The following is a 15,191-nucleotide window of genomic DNA, read 5'->3' as shown; positions in this document are numbered from 1 at the left end:
GTAAAGCAGAGGGTTTGCCACAATTCATCATTTTTTCATCGCCGGATCGCCAGATTGTGGCACCGGATCGCCGCTTCCATGGGCTGAAATAGTCGCCAGTTGCCACCAGGCGTGCTTTTTCAACCACAGTGATACAAGGAAGCGAAACAATGCTGTTGACCAACCTGGGACCCTATTCATCAACCGCCCCGAATGGCGGGCGGCAGATTGCCGGTAGTATGACAGGGAGCAAGATCTCCCCTCGGCTGCGACGCTGGCTGGAGGGCATTTCCCTGTGGCTGGCAGTGCTGCTTTTCCTGTTTGTACACCCGGTGTACGCAGAGGCCTCCGAAACTGGACGCGAAGGCGCCGGTGAGTTTCATTTTGTCGATGATGCCGGCCAGCGACTGGGCTCGGCAACCCTGTTGAACACAGACTACAACGTAACTGTCAGCGGTCTTATCGCCGACACCCGCTTGCGCCAGAGCTTCCGTAATACCAGTCAGCAGTGGCGGGAAGGCGTGTTCGTGTTCCCGTTGCCGGAAAATGCGAACGTATACGGCATGACCATGACCGCTGGCGAGCGGGTGATTGTCGGCGAGATTCACGAAAAGCAGGAGGCCAAACGCCAGTACGCCAAGGCGAAGGAGGAAGGCCGTAAGGTCGCCCGTGTAGACCAGCAACGGCCCAACCTGTTCACCACCCGTATGGCGAATATCCCCCCGGGAGAAACCATCACGGTTGAACTCAACTACCAGCAGGCGGTGCGTTACCAGTCCGGCGAGTTCGAACTGCGCCTGCCCACCACGCTGACACCGCGCTACATGCCTGGCCAGGCACTGGACAACGAGCCGGCGCAGTGGTCGGGTGGTTGGGCGTCGCCCACCACGGCAGTGCCGGATGCCGACCAGATCAGCCCGTTCACGGTGCGGCCCGACGATGTGGGCCCGGATAGCCATCGCGCAACCATTGCCCTGGAAATCAACGCCGGCCTGCCGGTAAGCCGTGTGTCGAGCCCCAGTCATCGAGTGACCAGTACCTGGAACGGCAACACCGTGGAGGTGGCGCCGGAATCCCGGGCTGTGCTTATGGACCGTGATCTTATCGTGCGCTGGGCGCCTGCCCGGGGTATGGAGCCCGCAGCCGCCGTTTTCCAGGAGCAGTGGCAGGGTGAGGACTACCTGCTGGCGTTAGTGGTGCCCGGCGTCAATGGAAAACAGCGCCTGCCAAGGGAGCTGGTGTTCGTGATCGACACCTCTGGTTCCATGGCTGGCGAGTCCATCCGTCAGGCCCGGCAGGCGTTGTTGCGGGGGCTGGAGACACTCGATGCCGATGATCGTTTCAACGTTATCCAGTTCAACAGTCAGACCCACTCACTGTTTATGGAGGCGGTTCCCGCCAGTGGCAACAACCTTGCCCGGGCACGTCGTTACGTGAAAGGGCTGAACGCCGATGGTGGCACCGAGATGGCCTCGGCTCTGGATGCCGCGCTTGAGATGACCGGTGATGGTGGCGAGGAGTCCCGCGCCAGGGTCAGGCAGGTGGTGTTTATTACCGATGGAGCTGTCGGTAATGAAAGCGCGCTCTTCGGGAAAATTCGTGATGGGCTGGGCAGCAGTCGGCTGTTCACCGTAGGCATCGGTTCTGCCCCCAACATGCACTTCATGCGTGAAGCTGCACGCTATGGCCGCGGTACCTACACCGCCATCAGTGACCTGTCGGACGTGGCCCGCCCGCTGGACGAGCTGTTCGGTAAGATGGAGGCGCCGGTGTTGACCGATATCGCAGTGAGTTGGCCGGGCCAGGCCGCTGCAACCGAAGCCTTCCCTGACCGAATTGGCGATCTGTTCAGGGGGGAGCCCATGGTGCAGGTTGTGCGCGGCTTGCCGGCTGAAGGCGCACTCGACGTTTCCGGGCGTCTTCCGGATGGCAATCAATGGCAACAGTCGTTGAGCCTCGAACAGGCCGCCAACGGCAAGGGCCTGCATCGTCATTGGGCAAAACAGAAAATCGATAGCCTGATGGACAGTGGGCTGACCGGCCAGATTGATGATGACGCGCGCCAGCATGTGATCCGTTTGGGGCTGGAACATCAGTTGATGACAAAGTACACCAGCTTCCTGGCCCAGGACAAAACCCCGTCCAGACCGTCTCAGGAGGCGCTGGAAACCGACAGCGTGCCCACACTGCTGCCCGCCGGGAGCCAGGGCACGATGTTGCGATACCCCCAGACTGCAACCATGTCTCCACTGCTGATCGCCATTGGCCTGATTGGGCTGATGTTCTCGGCCGCGATCACGCTCCTGAAGCGGAGGGTATACCCATGAACCGATTGATTCTCCTGTTGGCGACGACGTTCGCGACTGTCCTGGCGGTCGGCCTGTGGATTCCGTTCAAGGCCCTGGTGGCGCAGGAGCTTCTGGAGCTGGCCTGGGCTGAAAGCCAGGCGCGGCAGCAGGAAACCCGGCCCTGGCCCTGGGCAGACACCTGGCCAGTGGCCCGCCTGATGGTGCCTGAAACCGGCCAGTCACTGATCGTGCTGGACGGCGCGCACGGTGAAAGCCTGGCCTTTGGGCCGGGGCAGGTGGTGGGCAACGAAGGCCGGGCGGGCCCGGTAGTAATTGCGGGCCACCGCGATACGCATTTCCGGGGGCTACAGCATCTGGAAACCGGCAGCCGGGTAAAGTTGCAGGATCGCGATGGCGACTGGCGTTCATTCCGGGTGGACCGTATTCGCGTTGTCGATAGCCGGCACGAGCAAATCAATACCGCACAACTGCCCAGGGATTCGCTGTTGCTGGTGACCTGTTATCCCTTCGATGGCCTTGAGAACAACGGTCCGCTACGCTATGTGGTGGAGGCCACAGCCGAGCCCCTGGTGACGGCCAATAAAGCCGATAACGCCCTGGCCCGGGAGGCTGTTGCCGGAACCTGATTTTGGCGTACACTTGTGCGCCAAAAATTGCATCAGGGTTGTCGTTAATGGGAATGCCAAGAAAACTGCTGGCCTGGCTGATGGTGCCGGTCATCTGTCTGTTTGCACTGGTTCTGTATGTCGCCCGGCCATTCAATCCGGACAACAACCGCTTGCTGGCACGAACGATTGCCCGCGTCGGTCGTTTGCTCCTGGGCATGGAGCGCCCTCTGGAAGGGGCCGACAACATGCCGCAGGACCGGCCCACGGTCGTTATTGCCAATCACCAGCACAACGATGACCTGTTCGTGATGGGGGATTTGCTGCCGCCCCGCACCGTCACGGTAGGCAAGTCGTCGCTGATATGGATCCCGTTTTTTGGCCAGGTGTTCTGGCTCGGAGGCAATGTCATCCTCAACCGGGGACGCTCCCACAAGGCTGTTGCGGTGATGCAGGCGACCAGCGAAGCGATCAGCCGTGACCGCAAGAGCCTCTGGGTCTTTCCAGAGGGTACCCGCAGCCGCGGCCGGGGCCTGCAATCATTCAAGAAAGGGGCTTTTCACGCCGCCATTGCCTCCGGTGCGCCCATCACCATGGTCTGCGCCAGCCAGTACTATGATCGTACCCTGGGGTGGTCCGGCCGCCGCGAACCGGTGGCTATCCGGGTGCTTCCGCCGGTTGAAACCGCAGGACTCACGGTTGCGGATATTCCCCAGTTGATGGCCCAGTGCCGCCAGCAAATGGAAGCGGCCATCGCGGACCTCGAACCTACCGCCTGAACGTGTCCCACGAAACTGCCCGCCTCCCTGCGGAAGTGCTTGAAGCGCCGGGTAAAACAGGGCAGTCTTTCGGGGACTGTTTCGCTGCTCGGAGATGCATGCAATGAATCTGATTCTGTTCCTGATTATTGGTGGTGTGGCCGGTTGGCTGGCCGGCCTGATCATGAAGGGCCGAGGCTTCGGCGTACTGGCTAACATCGGTATCGGTATTGTCGGGTCCGTTCTGGGCGGTTTCGTTTTCCGCCTGCTGGGCCTGGCTGCGCAGGGCGCCATTGGTGAACTGGTTACCGCCACAGTGGGTGCCGTGTTGCTGCTGGCGGTTGTCAGCGCGATCAAGAAGGCCTGATCATGATCGTACCTGTCTCTGCCGTTTTCGCAGCCGTTCTCGGGCTGTTGCTGCTGGTGTTGTCGGGAATGGTTTCCCGTTTCCGCCTGAAATATAAAAAGAGCCTGGGTGTCACCGACGACCGGGACTTCCAGGCGGCTGTCCGCGCCCAGGCGAACCTGGTGGAATACGCCCCCTTGGGGCTGGTGATGCTTGCGATTGCCGAGTTGAACGGTGTTCCCAGCGGGCTGGTGTACTGGACCGGAATGGCCTTTGTGGTGGGGCGTGTGTTGCATGCCTTCGGCATGATCAATGGCCGGGGCGGCCCCCATATTGCCCGTATGGCAGGCATTCTGTTGACCTGGATTGGCATCCTCGCCATTGCCGTGTTGCTACTCTGGAACGTGTTCCAGGTTTACGGCTGAGTCTCCTGCGGGGGCGACGCAGCCCCCGGATCTTCTATTTGCAAGGCCGGGCTCCTAGAGCGCCCGCGCCATTTCCATGGTGACGTATTCCAGTTCCAGCCGGCGGTTGGCGGCGTGGTCTTCCGGCCGCGCCAGCGGGCGATCGCTGCCCCAGCCGCTCACCAGAATCTGGCTTTCCCTGACGCCCTCGCGAATCAGTACTTTCGCCGCGCTGCTGGCCCGCAGGCGGGACAGGAAATGGTTGTATTCACTAACGCCGAAATTATCGGCATGGCCATGGATTCGCACCGTAGCGCCCGGGTTGTGTCGCAGGTAGAGCGCGTGCTGGCGCAGGATGGTCAGGTCCTGCTCATCCAGTCGATGCTTGTTGAAACCGTAGTGGAACCGCAGCCGGTGTGGTTTGCGGGGTGTGCTGTCCGATGCCAGTGAGGGCATCGGCAGGCCTGATTCGATGGCCGCTCTGGCAAGTAGATCCGGATTGTCCAGTATGAGTACAGTCATGGCAGTTTCCTTGGTTGCACGTCCTGTTTTTCTTGTTGTCCCGGCAACTATTGGCTGTGGCCGGGACAACGGCAATTGGCGATTGGTCGAAACCCATACTCCGTGCTCGTTTCGAGCATCGTGCGATTCGCCCCTTTGCGGCTGCCCTGATTGAATGTCATTTGTATGACCATCGTGTGACAACCGCAGAGTAGCCTGTTTGTGGTGCCGCGCACAGTTTGTTTTGCCCGTGGCCGGCTAAACCGCTTCAGGATTCATTACAACGCGAAAAACTGGCCATGCTGTGGTAAAAAGCACCTCTCAAGAGACAAATTATGATGAATTGTGACGGCCCATGCTGATTATCCCCGCCGAAAACACCGTGAACTGGAAGCGCCCACCCTGGGTTACCCTCGGGCTGATCACGACTTGCCTGCTGGTATTCTTCTTTTACCAGGGCGACGACAACCGGCTGATTGAAGAAGCGGTTGAGCAGTATCTGGGATCGGACCTGAAGTCTTTGGAAGCCCCGGTATACGAGGACTACCTCGAGCGCCAGATTGAGTTTGAAGACAATCAGAATCGGGTCTACGACCTGCAGAACTTCCAGCAACTGCAAGAAGAGGGCGGGGACTTGTGGGTTGCCTACAGCCTGCTGGCGGACCATGAGTTTTACCAGTACATGCTGCAGAACCGGGACAGGCTCTGGGCGCCGGCCGAGCGCCGCCTATGGCTGAAGCAGCGGGGGGACATTCAGACCCAACTGATGGACAGGCTCAGCGCCAATCAGCTGGGGCTGGTGCCAGCGGAATTTTCCCTCTACACGCTGATTACCTACCAATTCCTCCACGGCGGCTGGGGCCATATTATTGGCAACCTGGTGTTCCTGTTCCTGCTGGGGTTCACCGTCGAGAAGGCCCTGGGGGCAGGGCGTTTCCTGCTGGCATACCTGTTGTGTGGCGCTCTGTCGGGTGTGGTGTTCACCGCGTTTTCCATGGGCAGTCACATACCCCTGGTGGGTGCATCCGGGTCTATCTCCGGGCTCATGGGCATGTACGTGGCCATCTACGGGTTGCAGAGAATCCGCTTCTTCTATTTCGTTGGTGTGTACTTCAATTATTTTCGCGCCCCGGCGTTGGCGATCCTGCCCGTGTGGTTGGGCAAGGAAATCTACGATTACTGGTTCGCCGGAGCCACGGGCATTGCCTACATGGCCCACGCGGGTGGCCTGGTGGCCGGCGCGGGTATGGTCTGGCTGCTGGGCAAGAGCTGGTTGCAGGTGAAGGAAGAGTTTTTCGAACCAGAGGAAGATGAGCAGGACGAGCGTTTCACCACCGGCTACAGTCAGGCCATGGCCAGCCTCGGCCGCATGGATTTCGACCTGGCCCGGCGCCAGTTCGAGGCGCTGAGAGAGCACTACCCGGACCGCACTATCCTGTTGGAGCACTTATATCAGCTGGCGAAACTGCGCCCGGACCTGCCGCAATATCGCGAGCGGACGCAGGAATTGATGAACGAGTCCCTTAGCCGGCGCCAGCCCGAGCGGATGGTCGAAATCTGGCAGGAGTACCTGGGCAAAGGCGAGGGCCATGCCCCGCTCGACGCAGAGGACCACAACCGGGTGTTGTTCACCTGCCTTCGTAATGACGACCTGAAAGCCGCGGAGAAAGCCTTCGAACGCCTGCGCAGTGCCGGTGATCAGCTCCTGGCCAGCGAAGCCTGCCGCTTGCTGGCCGAGGAGTTCGAAAAGCGCGAGATGACGCCCAAGGCTCGCCACTACAGGCAGTTGTTACAAGAAGGCTAGCTCACGGTTGGACGGCCGATTGTTGGGGAGACTTTTCCAAAACACGCTGTGAATACATCCATGTACGCTCGGCTCCGCCATCCATGGCTACGCACGGTTTTGGAAAAGCCTCCCCAACAATCAGCCTGACTCCCTTACTCCTGAACTGCGAAAGAAGCCTTCGGGCCTTTCAATGGCTCCCGGTTCTCAACCTGCTGCAGGTACACATCGACCTGCTCGTGCAAAGGATGGTTCAGACAGCGTTTCTTGACGAAATTCAGGAACGCCGACGCTTTTTCCCACTGCCCCAGACCATTCGCCAGCGCCTGAGCGACCAGCAGATAGGCCGGTGCCAGTTCCTCGCTGTCCGGGAAACGCTTGTGGAAGTCCTGCAGTAACTTCAGCGCCGGTTTGAAATGCCCGCGCTGATACAGGCAACGGGCGCAGCGCACTGACAGCTCGGGGTCCTCCAGCCGGAACCCTGGCTCCACAGTTTCTATAGCCGCCAACAACGCCGCTATACCCTCGCCGTCGTTCCGTTCCGCCAGCATGTTCAGCAATCGGGGGTGATACCGATACAGCTCCGGAATATCATTACGGGCGGTCAGCAGCTGATGCAACTGCCCTAACCGAAAGGCGTTCTGGGAATCCCGTTTCAGGGCTTCCTTGAGCATCGACTGGACCCGGTCGTAGTTGCCGTCCTTCAGATTCATGTCAATGTCGGCGTCAAACCGATGGGTGCGGTCGCGGTTCTGCATTTCGCCGGCGTTTTCGTCATCCTGCAGATCGCTGGCAAAGCCCAGCTCCTCCTGGTACTGGAACAGCAGGTAACCCAGCATGTGAAACAGGATCAGCGTAAAGGTGCTGTTGAGAAAACCCGCCAGTGTACGGGCAACACCCGGAGCGAAGTGGGTGAGGGCGAAATCCTGGGCTGCCCCGGACGCCAGGGTCAGCAGGATCAGGTAGCCATACAGCAGGAAATAGGGCGTGCCGATGCGCGAGATCAGCACCGCCAGGTTCATGGGGTTCACCGCGGCCATGACCGAGCGCTCCATGGCCAGCACCATGATGCTGGCGGGCAGGGCCAGTATCACGAAGGCCACGGCCAGGAACATCAACAGCGGCCCGCCAACCATGGCAGCGGCCGCTACCATGCCGCCCATAAGCGCAAACACCAGTAGCTGCAGGATCACAATGTCAAACCCGCTGCCGGTAAATGCCACTGCTACCGGAGGCGGTTTCATATGACCCTCGGCGGTGTGGCTGATAACGGCATAGGTATACTTCAGCAGTGCCAGGGCCAGCACCAGCGTGATGATCAGGCCGATGAGATTGCCGCTGACGACCAAGGGCACCAGCGTACAAATGGCAATAACCATCAGCGGATCGGTGTGGAACGGGTAGCGGAAGAAAGCACCGATCCGGTTCCAGAATGGCACGGCCTCCGTGGCGGCACCGAGATAGCGCATGGCACGGCTGCAGTGGGGGCACAAGGCGTGTTGTTTTCGGGTGTCCGCATCCGGCATGCAACGGGTGCAGTAGTGTATCTGGCAGTCACCGCAATGCCATTTTGCGGGTTCGCCGGGGTGGTAATGGCAGTCGTGTTTCACAATGGGCCCGGTTCTGGTACATCGAGGGTTTGAGGGGCAATGATGGCAGAAGGTCGGGTAGACTGTCACCGAATTTGCAGCGTACCAGTGTGGGTGGCATCGCATTAACGGAGGTTTCTTGGAGCAGGCGGCGGATCTGAACGCAGTCGGGCCGGACAGCACGGGTCGCAACGACAACCGGTACACCTGGCGGGGTATTCTGTCCCTGGCCCTCAAACACAAGCCGCGGCTGGTGAGAGCGAATATGCTCGCCATACTGGCCACGGTGGTCAGCGTGCCTATTCCCCTGCTGTTGCCGGTACTGGTGGACGAAGTGCTGCTTGATGAGGCCGGCCCGGTGCTGCCCGTGATGCAGGCGATGCTGCCCGAAGCATGGCACCTGCCAGTGGTTTACATCGGCCTGATGGTGGTAGCAGCGTTTCTGCTAAGGTCGTTGTCGCTCACCTTCAACGTGCTCCAGTCCCGTGAGTTCTCCAAGATTTCCAAGGATGTGGTGTTTCGTATCCGTTCCCGGCTGCTGGGTCGGCTGCAGCGGGTGGCCATGTCGGAGTACGAAACCCGTGGCTCGGGCGGCATCACCAGTCATTTCATCACCGACCTGGACACCATCGATCAGTTCCTGGGTACCACCATCAGCCGTTTCCTGGTGGCGAGCCTGACCGTCACCGGAACCGCCATCGTGCTGATGTGGGTTCACTGGCAATTGGGGCTACTGATCCTGCTGTTCAATCCTCTGGTGATCTTCGCCACCATGCTCATTGGCAAGCGGGTCAAGGAGCTCAAACGTCAGGAGAATAGCGCCTACGAGGATTTTCAGGGCGACCTGACGGAAACCCTGGACGCGATCCACCAGCTCAGGGCGGCTAACCGGGAACAGCACTACCTGCGCCAGCTGATCAGCCGCGCCCGCACGGTTCGCGACCACGCCATACAGTTTGAATGGCGCAGCGACGCCGCCACCCGCGCCAGCTTTGCGCTGTTCCAGTTTGGTGTCGACACCTTCCGCGCGGCGGCGATGGTGACGGTCCTGTTCAGCGACCTGAGCATCGGCATGATGTTCGCCATCTTCGGCTACCTGTGGTTTATGCTCACGCCGGTACAGGAAATGCTGAATATGCAGTACGCCTGGTTCGCCGCCAATGCGGCGTTGGGGCGAATCAACCGCTTGCTGGAGCTGGAGGAGGAGCCCCGTTACCCGGCGCTGGAAAACCCCTTCAGGGATCGTCACACCGTTGGCCTGACTCTGAAGGACATCCACTTCAGCTACGGTGAGGAATCCGTGCTCAAGGGCATTGACCTTCACCTTGAACCGGGAGAGAAAGTCGCGGTTGTGGGCGCCAGTGGCGGCGGAAAATCCACTCTGGTACAGGTCATTCTGGGGATGTACACACCGCAGCAGGGGCAGGTGCTGCTGGGTGGTGTGCCGGTCCAGCGCATCGGGCTCCCGTGTCTGCGGGAGAACGTGGCCACCGTGCTGCAGCACCCGGCCCTGTTCAACGACACCGTGCGACAGAACCTCACCCTGGGCCGGGACAAGACCGACGCCGAACTGTGGCAGGCCCTGGCCATCGCGCAACTGGACGGGACCGTGGCGGACATGCCTCAGCAACTGGATACCATGATTGGCCGCCAGGGGGTGCGTTTGTCCGGTGGCCAGCGCCAGCGGCTGGCCATTGCCCGTATGGTGTTGTCGGATCCCTCCGTGGTGATCCTGGATGAGGCCACCTCTGCCCTGGACGCCGAAACCGAGTTTCAGCTGCATCAGGATCTGGAGGCTTTCCTGCGTCAACGCACCACCCTGATCATTGCCCATCGTCTGAGTGCCGTGAAACAGGCCGACCGTGTTTACGTTTTCGAGGACGGCTTCATCACCGAGGAAGGGCATCATGACGAGCTGATCGCCCGCCAGGGGCTCTATGCTCAGCTTTATGGGGATCGTCAGGCCTGAGGGCGATAGGGGTATTCACCGCCGCAATATCGAACATTCACGGAACCGCAGTTGAAGTCTGGTCAATCGGTGCAATAGTTATAGGAGACTTTCAAAATCAGGGTCTTTGCATCAGTCTATTGCCATCCGCGGTCAGTACGCTGATGCAAAGGCTACTGCTAAGCCTTCCGAAATCTTCGGATCATCAAAAGGAGGCACCTCATGTCGAAACAAAGCCTGAGTAAAGACAGTCTCAATACCCTTTCCAGCCTGGAGGCTGGCGGCAAGACCTATCACTATTACAGCCTGCCCAAGGCTGCCGACACCCTTGGCAACATCGACAAGTTGCCGTTTTCCCTGAAGGTGTTGCTGGAAAATCTGCTGCGCAACGAAGACGACGCCACCGTGGACCGGGGCCATATCGATGCGATGGTTCATTGGATGAAAGACCGTAAATCCGATACCGAAATCCAGTTTCGTCCTGCCCGTGTGCTGATGCAGGACTTCACCGGTGTCCCCGGTGTGGTGGATCTGGCGGCCATGCGAGAAGCGGTCAAGGCAGCCGGCAAGGACCCGGCAATGATCAATCCGCTGTCGCCGGTGGATCTGGTGATCGACCACTCGGTGATGGTGGACAAGTACGGTGACCCATCAGCCTTCAAGGACAACGTTACCATCGAGATGGAACGCAATCAGGAACGCTATGAGTTCCTGCGTTGGGGCCAGCAGGCGTTCGACAATTTCCGCGTGGTGCCGCCTGGGACCGGTATCTGTCACCAGGTGAACCTGGAGTATCTGGGTAAGACCGTGTGGAGCAAGGACCAGGACGGAAAAACCATCGCCTACCCGGACACCCTGGTGGGAACAGACTCACACACCACCATGATCAACGGCCTTGGCATCCTCGGCTGGGGTGTGGGTGGTATCGAAGCGGAAGCGGCCATGCTGGGCCAGCCTGTGTCCATGCTGATTCCGGAAGTGGTCGGCTTCAAGATTACCGGCAAGCTGCGCGAAGGCATTACCGCAACGGATCTGGTACTGACCGTCACCGAAATGCTGCGCAAGAAAGGTGTCGTGGGTAAATTCGTGGAATTCTACGGTGACGGCCTGAAAGACATGCCCGTCGCGGACCGTGCCACCATTGCCAACATGGCGCCGGAATACGGGGCTACCTGTGGTTTCTTCCCGGTGGACGAGCAAACCATCAAATACATGCAGCTGACCGGCCGCGAAGACGACCAGCTTGAGCTGGTGGAAGCCTATGCGAAAGCCCAGGGCCTCTGGCGCCAGCCCGGCCAGGAGCCGGTGTACACCGACACCCTGGAACTTGATATGGGTGACGTCGAGGCCAGCCTCGCCGGCCCCAAGCGCCCGCAGGACCGGGTTGCCCTGAAGAACATGAAGGCCTCGTTTGAACTGCTGATGGAAACCGCCGAAGGCCCGTCAGAGTCCCGCGAAGGCAAACTGGAATCGGAAGGCGGGCAGACCGCCGTTGGTGTCCAGGACAGCTACGAACACGCCGCCAGTCAGCCGCTGGAAATGAACGGTGAAAAGACACGGCTGGACCCCGGCGCGGTGGTCATCGCAGCAATCACCTCCTGCACCAATACGTCCAACCCCAGCGTGATGATGGCTGCGGGCCTGATTGCCCAGAAAGCGGTCGCAAGGGGGCTGGATACCAAACCCTGGGTGAAAACCTCCCTGGCACCGGGCTCCAAGGTGGTGACCGATTACCTGAAGGTGGGTGGTTTCCAGGACGACCTCAACAAGCTTGGTTTCAACCTGGTGGGTTATGGTTGCACCACCTGTATCGGTAACTCCGGCCCGTTGCCGGATGCCGTTGAGAAGGCCATTGCCGATGGTGATCTTACCGTGGCCTCGGTGCTTTCCGGTAACCGTAACTTCGAGGGTCGGGTGCACCCACTGGTGAAAACCAACTGGTTGGCCTCACCACCGCTGGTAGTGGCCTATGCCCTGGCAGGCAACGTGCGCCTGGATCTTTCCAAGGATCCTCTGGGCGAAGACAAAAACGGGAAGCCTGTGTACCTGAAGGACCTGTGGCCGAGCCAGCAGGAAATCGCCGAAGCGGTCGAGAAGGTGAAAACCGACATGTTCCATAAGGAGTATGCGGAAGTCTTTGACGGCGATGCCACCTGGAAGGCCATCAAGGTACCGGAAAGCAAGGTGTACGAGTGGTCCGACAAGTCCACCTACATCCAGCACCCGCCGTTCTTCCAGGGCCTGAAGGAAGAGCCGGACGCCATCGATGATATCAAGGACGCGAACATTCTGGCGCTGTTGGGGGACTCCGTCACCACCGACCATATTTCACCGGCCGGGTCGTTCAAAGCCGACAGCCCGGCGGGGAAATACCTGCAGGAGCGGGGTGTGGAACCGAAAGATTTCAACTCCTACGGTTCGCGCCGGGGCAACCACGAAGTGATGATGCGTGGCACCTTCGCCAACGTGCGCATCCGGAACGAGATGCTGGACGGCGTTGAGGGTGGATTCACCAAACACATCCCCACTGGCGAGCAGATGCCGATCTACGATGCGGCCATGAAGTATCAGGAAGAGGACACCCCCCTGGTGGTCATTGCCGGCAAGGAATACGGCACTGGCTCCAGCCGTGACTGGGCTGCGAAAGGTACCCGCTTGCTGGGCGTGAAGGCCGTGGTTGCCGAGTCCTACGAGCGTATCCACCGCTCCAACCTGATCGGTATGGGCGTGATGCCGCTGCAGTTCAAGGACGGGGTCGACCGCAAGAGCCTGAAGCTGACGGGCGAGGAAACCATCAGCATCAAGGGCCTGTCCGGTGACATCAAGCCGGGTCAGACACTCGAAATGACGGTGACCTATCCGGACGGCAAGACCGAGACCTGTGAACTACTGTCCCGGATCGACACCGCCAACGAAGCGGTTTATTACCGCCACGGCGGTATCCTGCACTACGTCGTGCGGGAGATGCTCAAGTCGGCGTGACTGTTTGGTCTGGCGTTGGTCTGGCAGGGCAACCTGCCGGGCCTCTCAATACTCAGTTACCCATTACCCCGCCACTGGCAGTTCCAGCCAGAACGTAGCCCCCTCGCCCGGAACGGATTCATAGTCCACCGTGCCCTTCATACGCGCCATCAGCTCCCGTGTGATGGCCAGACCGAGCCCGGTTCCGCCACTGGCTCTTCGGTCCGACGAATCAGCTTGTGAGAATTTCTTAAAAATATGCTCCCGAAAATGCGGGGCGACGCCCTCACCATGGTCTCTGATACACAGCCGAACCGACTCTCCGCGCTGGCTGGCGAAAATGTCGACGGAGGACCCTGCCGGAGAAAACTTGATGGCGTTGGACAACAGGTTGGTGATGGCCTGGTTCAGGCGCTGACGATCCACATGAACTGTCACGGCTGGCAGTTCAGCCACCTGAAGATGAATGTCTCGCTGTTGGGCAAAGGTTGCGATGTTTTCAACACTCTCGTGAACAAGATTTTGCAGAACATGGTGTTCGCTACGGAAGGGCATTTTGCCGGCCACAAGCTTTTCCATATCGAGTAAGTCGTTGATCAGGAACGTAAGCTGTTGGCTGTTCCGATAGGCGATGTGCGCCAGTTTCGAGGCCTTCTCCGGCAGCTCGCCGACGGCATTGTTGGCCAGTAGCCCGAGGGAGCCGGAAATCGAGGTCAGTGGGGTGCGAAGCTCGTGGCTGACAGTGGAAATGAACTCGTTCTTCAGGTGGTCGACTTTCTTCCGCTCTGAAATGTCCTCGGTGATCAGCCAGACAACGGGTTCGTTGCCGTCATCGTCCAGTTGCAGCCCGTGGAGCATGACGGGGGCCAGTTCCTGCCCTGGCGTCATGAAGTAGCCTTCGAGGCCGCTGAGTCTGGCATGTTCCCGAAGGGTTTCCTGAACCCTGGGCTTGTTGGCCAGCGGCTCTCCATGGACATCAAGCGGTTGGTCGAAGAAATCCAGTGACTGGACGGATCTGCCAAACTGGTTTTCGAACGTTGGGTTTGCCCGGAGCAGTCGATTGGAGGTGACACTGAACAGCCCGATGCCCATGGGGGCCAGTTCGAAGAGTCCCCAGAGCCGCCGCTGCATTTCGCGATCCCGTGACATCAGGCTGGTGAGCCAGAAAACAGCACCGCTGACAATGACCAGCATCGCGAACAGGCTGCCGCGGAATATCCAGGGCTGACTGGGGTGGTTTGGCCAGCCCCCGACTGGTTCGGCAAACACCACCCAGGTAGCGCCTCTCATGCGAATCGTGCTGGTGACTGGATCTTCCCATTGAAAGGGGCGTGTGGAGAAAAAAACCGACTGAGTGTCATTAACGTCGGCCGACGACGAGATCGCTACATTGAAGTCGTCTTGCAACCTATCCAGCCCTATCGACGAGTACAGTTTCTGAAGGTCCAGTATCACTGAAATAACCCCCCAGAAATCGCCCGAGGCCTGTTCGAATATGGGAACACGCCCCGCCAGCCCCTGCCCGCCCTGAACCAGATCAATGGGGCCGGTGAACACCACGCGACGGGTGTTGAGCAGCATCTCGATCTGATCTTGCGACAAGCTCTGTGCGGTCAGGTCGAGACCGATCGCAGCCTCATTGCCGGCCAGTGGGTAGACATGGCGAATCACGAAATCCGGAGCCAGTCCGATGTTTCGGAGTTCCGGTGCCAGGCTGAAGATGACCGAGGCCAGTTCCCGGAAGCGTTGGCCGTCGATATCGGGTTGTATCGCGACGTTGGCGGCCAGTCCCCACACGGTCTGGATGTTCTGCAGTATGGCACTTTGCAGCTTGAGGCTTATCTCATCCGTTTTTTCCTGCCACTGCTGACGGACATCGTTGCGGTGGCTGGAAGAGCTGGATGCATCAAGGGAAACCGCGACTACAATGACCAACAGCAGAACGCCCAGCCTTGAAGCCCAGATCAAACGATGAAACACGTTAGCCCGCGTTTGTGCCGCCACTATC

11 protein-coding genes are annotated in these 15,191 nt (G+C 59.6%); 8 read left to right on the top strand and 3 right to left on the bottom strand.

The genetic code is table 11. The annotated features are described in order from the left end of the window. Positions 1-149: 149 nt before the first annotated feature. The 5 genes from ACTRWH_RS02195 (at position 150) to ACTRWH_RS02175 (ending at position 4,422) form a co-directional block, all read left to right on the top strand. Positions 150-2,306 carry a marine proteobacterial sortase target protein gene (locus ACTRWH_RS02195; RefSeq protein ID WP_228210013.1) on the top strand — a complete coding sequence of 719 codons (2,157 nt, stop codon included), beginning with the start codon at positions 150-152 and terminating at the stop codon, positions 2,304-2,306. Continuing rightward, positions 2,303-2,914: a class GN sortase gene (locus tag ACTRWH_RS02190; protein ID WP_228210014.1), complete on the top strand. Its 612-nt coding sequence runs from the start codon at positions 2,303-2,305 to the stop codon at positions 2,912-2,914. Before ACTRWH_RS02195 ends, ACTRWH_RS02190 begins: the two co-directional genes overlap by 4 nt. Positions 2,915-2,961: 47 nt before the next feature. Continuing rightward, positions 2,962-3,672 carry a lysophospholipid acyltransferase family protein gene (locus ACTRWH_RS02185; protein WP_075195623.1) on the top strand — a complete coding sequence of 237 codons (711 nt, stop codon included), beginning with the start codon at positions 2,962-2,964 and terminating at the stop codon, positions 3,670-3,672. 103 nt (positions 3,673-3,775) lie between these two features. Beyond that, on the top strand, positions 3,776-4,018 hold the full coding sequence (locus tag ACTRWH_RS02180) for a GlsB/YeaQ/YmgE family stress response membrane protein (RefSeq protein WP_007154902.1): 243 nt from the start codon (positions 3,776-3,778) through the stop codon (positions 4,016-4,018). A gap of 2 nt (positions 4,019-4,020) precedes the next feature. Further along, positions 4,021-4,422: an MAPEG family protein gene (locus tag ACTRWH_RS02175; protein ID WP_036211157.1), complete on the top strand. Its 402-nt coding sequence runs from the start codon at positions 4,021-4,023 to the stop codon at positions 4,420-4,422. Positions 4,423-4,476: 54 nt separating this feature from the next. Here the strand turns inward: ACTRWH_RS02175 and ACTRWH_RS02170 are convergent, their stop codons facing one another. After that, entirely contained in the window at positions 4,477-4,923 is a 447-nt protein-coding gene (locus ACTRWH_RS02170) for an OmpA family protein (RefSeq protein ID WP_036211154.1), read from the bottom strand. A 334-nt stretch (positions 4,924-5,257) separates the two neighbouring features. Between ACTRWH_RS02170 and ACTRWH_RS02165 the strand changes: the two genes are divergently transcribed. Then, complete coding sequence (locus tag ACTRWH_RS02165) at positions 5,258-6,706, top strand: rhomboid family intramembrane serine protease (RefSeq protein ID WP_228210015.1); 1,449 nt, start codon at positions 5,258-5,260, stop codon at positions 6,704-6,706. Positions 6,707-6,840: 134 nt separating this feature from the next. Here the strand turns inward: ACTRWH_RS02165 and ACTRWH_RS02160 are convergent, their stop codons facing one another. Beyond that, positions 6,841-8,295, bottom strand: a complete 1,455-nt coding sequence (locus tag ACTRWH_RS02160) for a hypothetical protein (RefSeq protein WP_036211148.1) — start codon at positions 8,293-8,295, stop codon at positions 6,841-6,843. A gap of 118 nt (positions 8,296-8,413) precedes the next feature. Here ACTRWH_RS02160 and ACTRWH_RS02155 point away from each other — a divergent pair, with 118 nt between their 5' ends. Both ACTRWH_RS02155 and acnA read left to right on the top strand, forming a co-directional pair. Beyond that, positions 8,414-10,243, top strand: a complete 1,830-nt coding sequence (locus tag ACTRWH_RS02155; RefSeq protein ID WP_228210016.1) for an ABC transporter ATP-binding protein — start codon at positions 8,414-8,416, stop codon at positions 10,241-10,243. A 201-nt stretch (positions 10,244-10,444) separates the two neighbouring features. Beyond that, positions 10,445-13,204: an aconitate hydratase AcnA gene (gene acnA / locus ACTRWH_RS02150; RefSeq protein ID WP_228210017.1), complete on the top strand. Its 2,760-nt coding sequence runs from the start codon at positions 10,445-10,447 to the stop codon at positions 13,202-13,204. A gap of 63 nt (positions 13,205-13,267) precedes the next feature. Here the strand turns inward: acnA and ACTRWH_RS02145 are convergent, their stop codons facing one another. After that, positions 13,268-15,187 carry an ATP-binding protein gene (locus ACTRWH_RS02145; protein WP_228210018.1) on the bottom strand — a complete coding sequence of 640 codons (1,920 nt, stop codon included), beginning with the start codon at positions 15,185-15,187 and terminating at the stop codon, positions 13,268-13,270. Positions 15,188-15,191 lie beyond the last annotated feature (4 nt).

Source organism: Marinobacter sp. G5_S1_61_S3 (assembly GCF_054968585.1).
Note: the sequence above shows the minus strand (reverse complement) of the source record. Positions and strands in the feature narration are given on the sequence as shown.

Coding starts and splice junctions, on each gene's coding strand:
- ACTRWH_RS02195 (WP_228210013.1), top strand. CDS start 150: ATGCTGTTGACCAACCTGGGACCCTATTCATCAACCGCCCCGAATGGC.
- ACTRWH_RS02190 (WP_228210014.1), top strand. CDS start 2,303: ATGAACCGATTGATTCTCCTGTTGGCGACGACGTTCGCGACTGTCCTG.
- ACTRWH_RS02185 (WP_075195623.1), top strand. CDS start 2,962: ATGGGAATGCCAAGAAAACTGCTGGCCTGGCTGATGGTGCCGGTCATC.
- ACTRWH_RS02180 (WP_007154902.1), top strand. CDS start 3,776: ATGAATCTGATTCTGTTCCTGATTATTGGTGGTGTGGCCGGTTGGCTG.
- ACTRWH_RS02175 (WP_036211157.1), top strand. CDS start 4,021: ATGATCGTACCTGTCTCTGCCGTTTTCGCAGCCGTTCTCGGGCTGTTG.
- ACTRWH_RS02170 (WP_036211154.1), bottom strand. CDS start 4,923: ATGACTGTACTCATACTGGACAATCCGGATCTACTTGCCAGAGCGGCC.
- ACTRWH_RS02165 (WP_228210015.1), top strand. CDS start 5,258: ATGCTGATTATCCCCGCCGAAAACACCGTGAACTGGAAGCGCCCACCC.
- acnA (WP_228210017.1), top strand. CDS start 10,445: ATGTCGAAACAAAGCCTGAGTAAAGACAGTCTCAATACCCTTTCCAGC.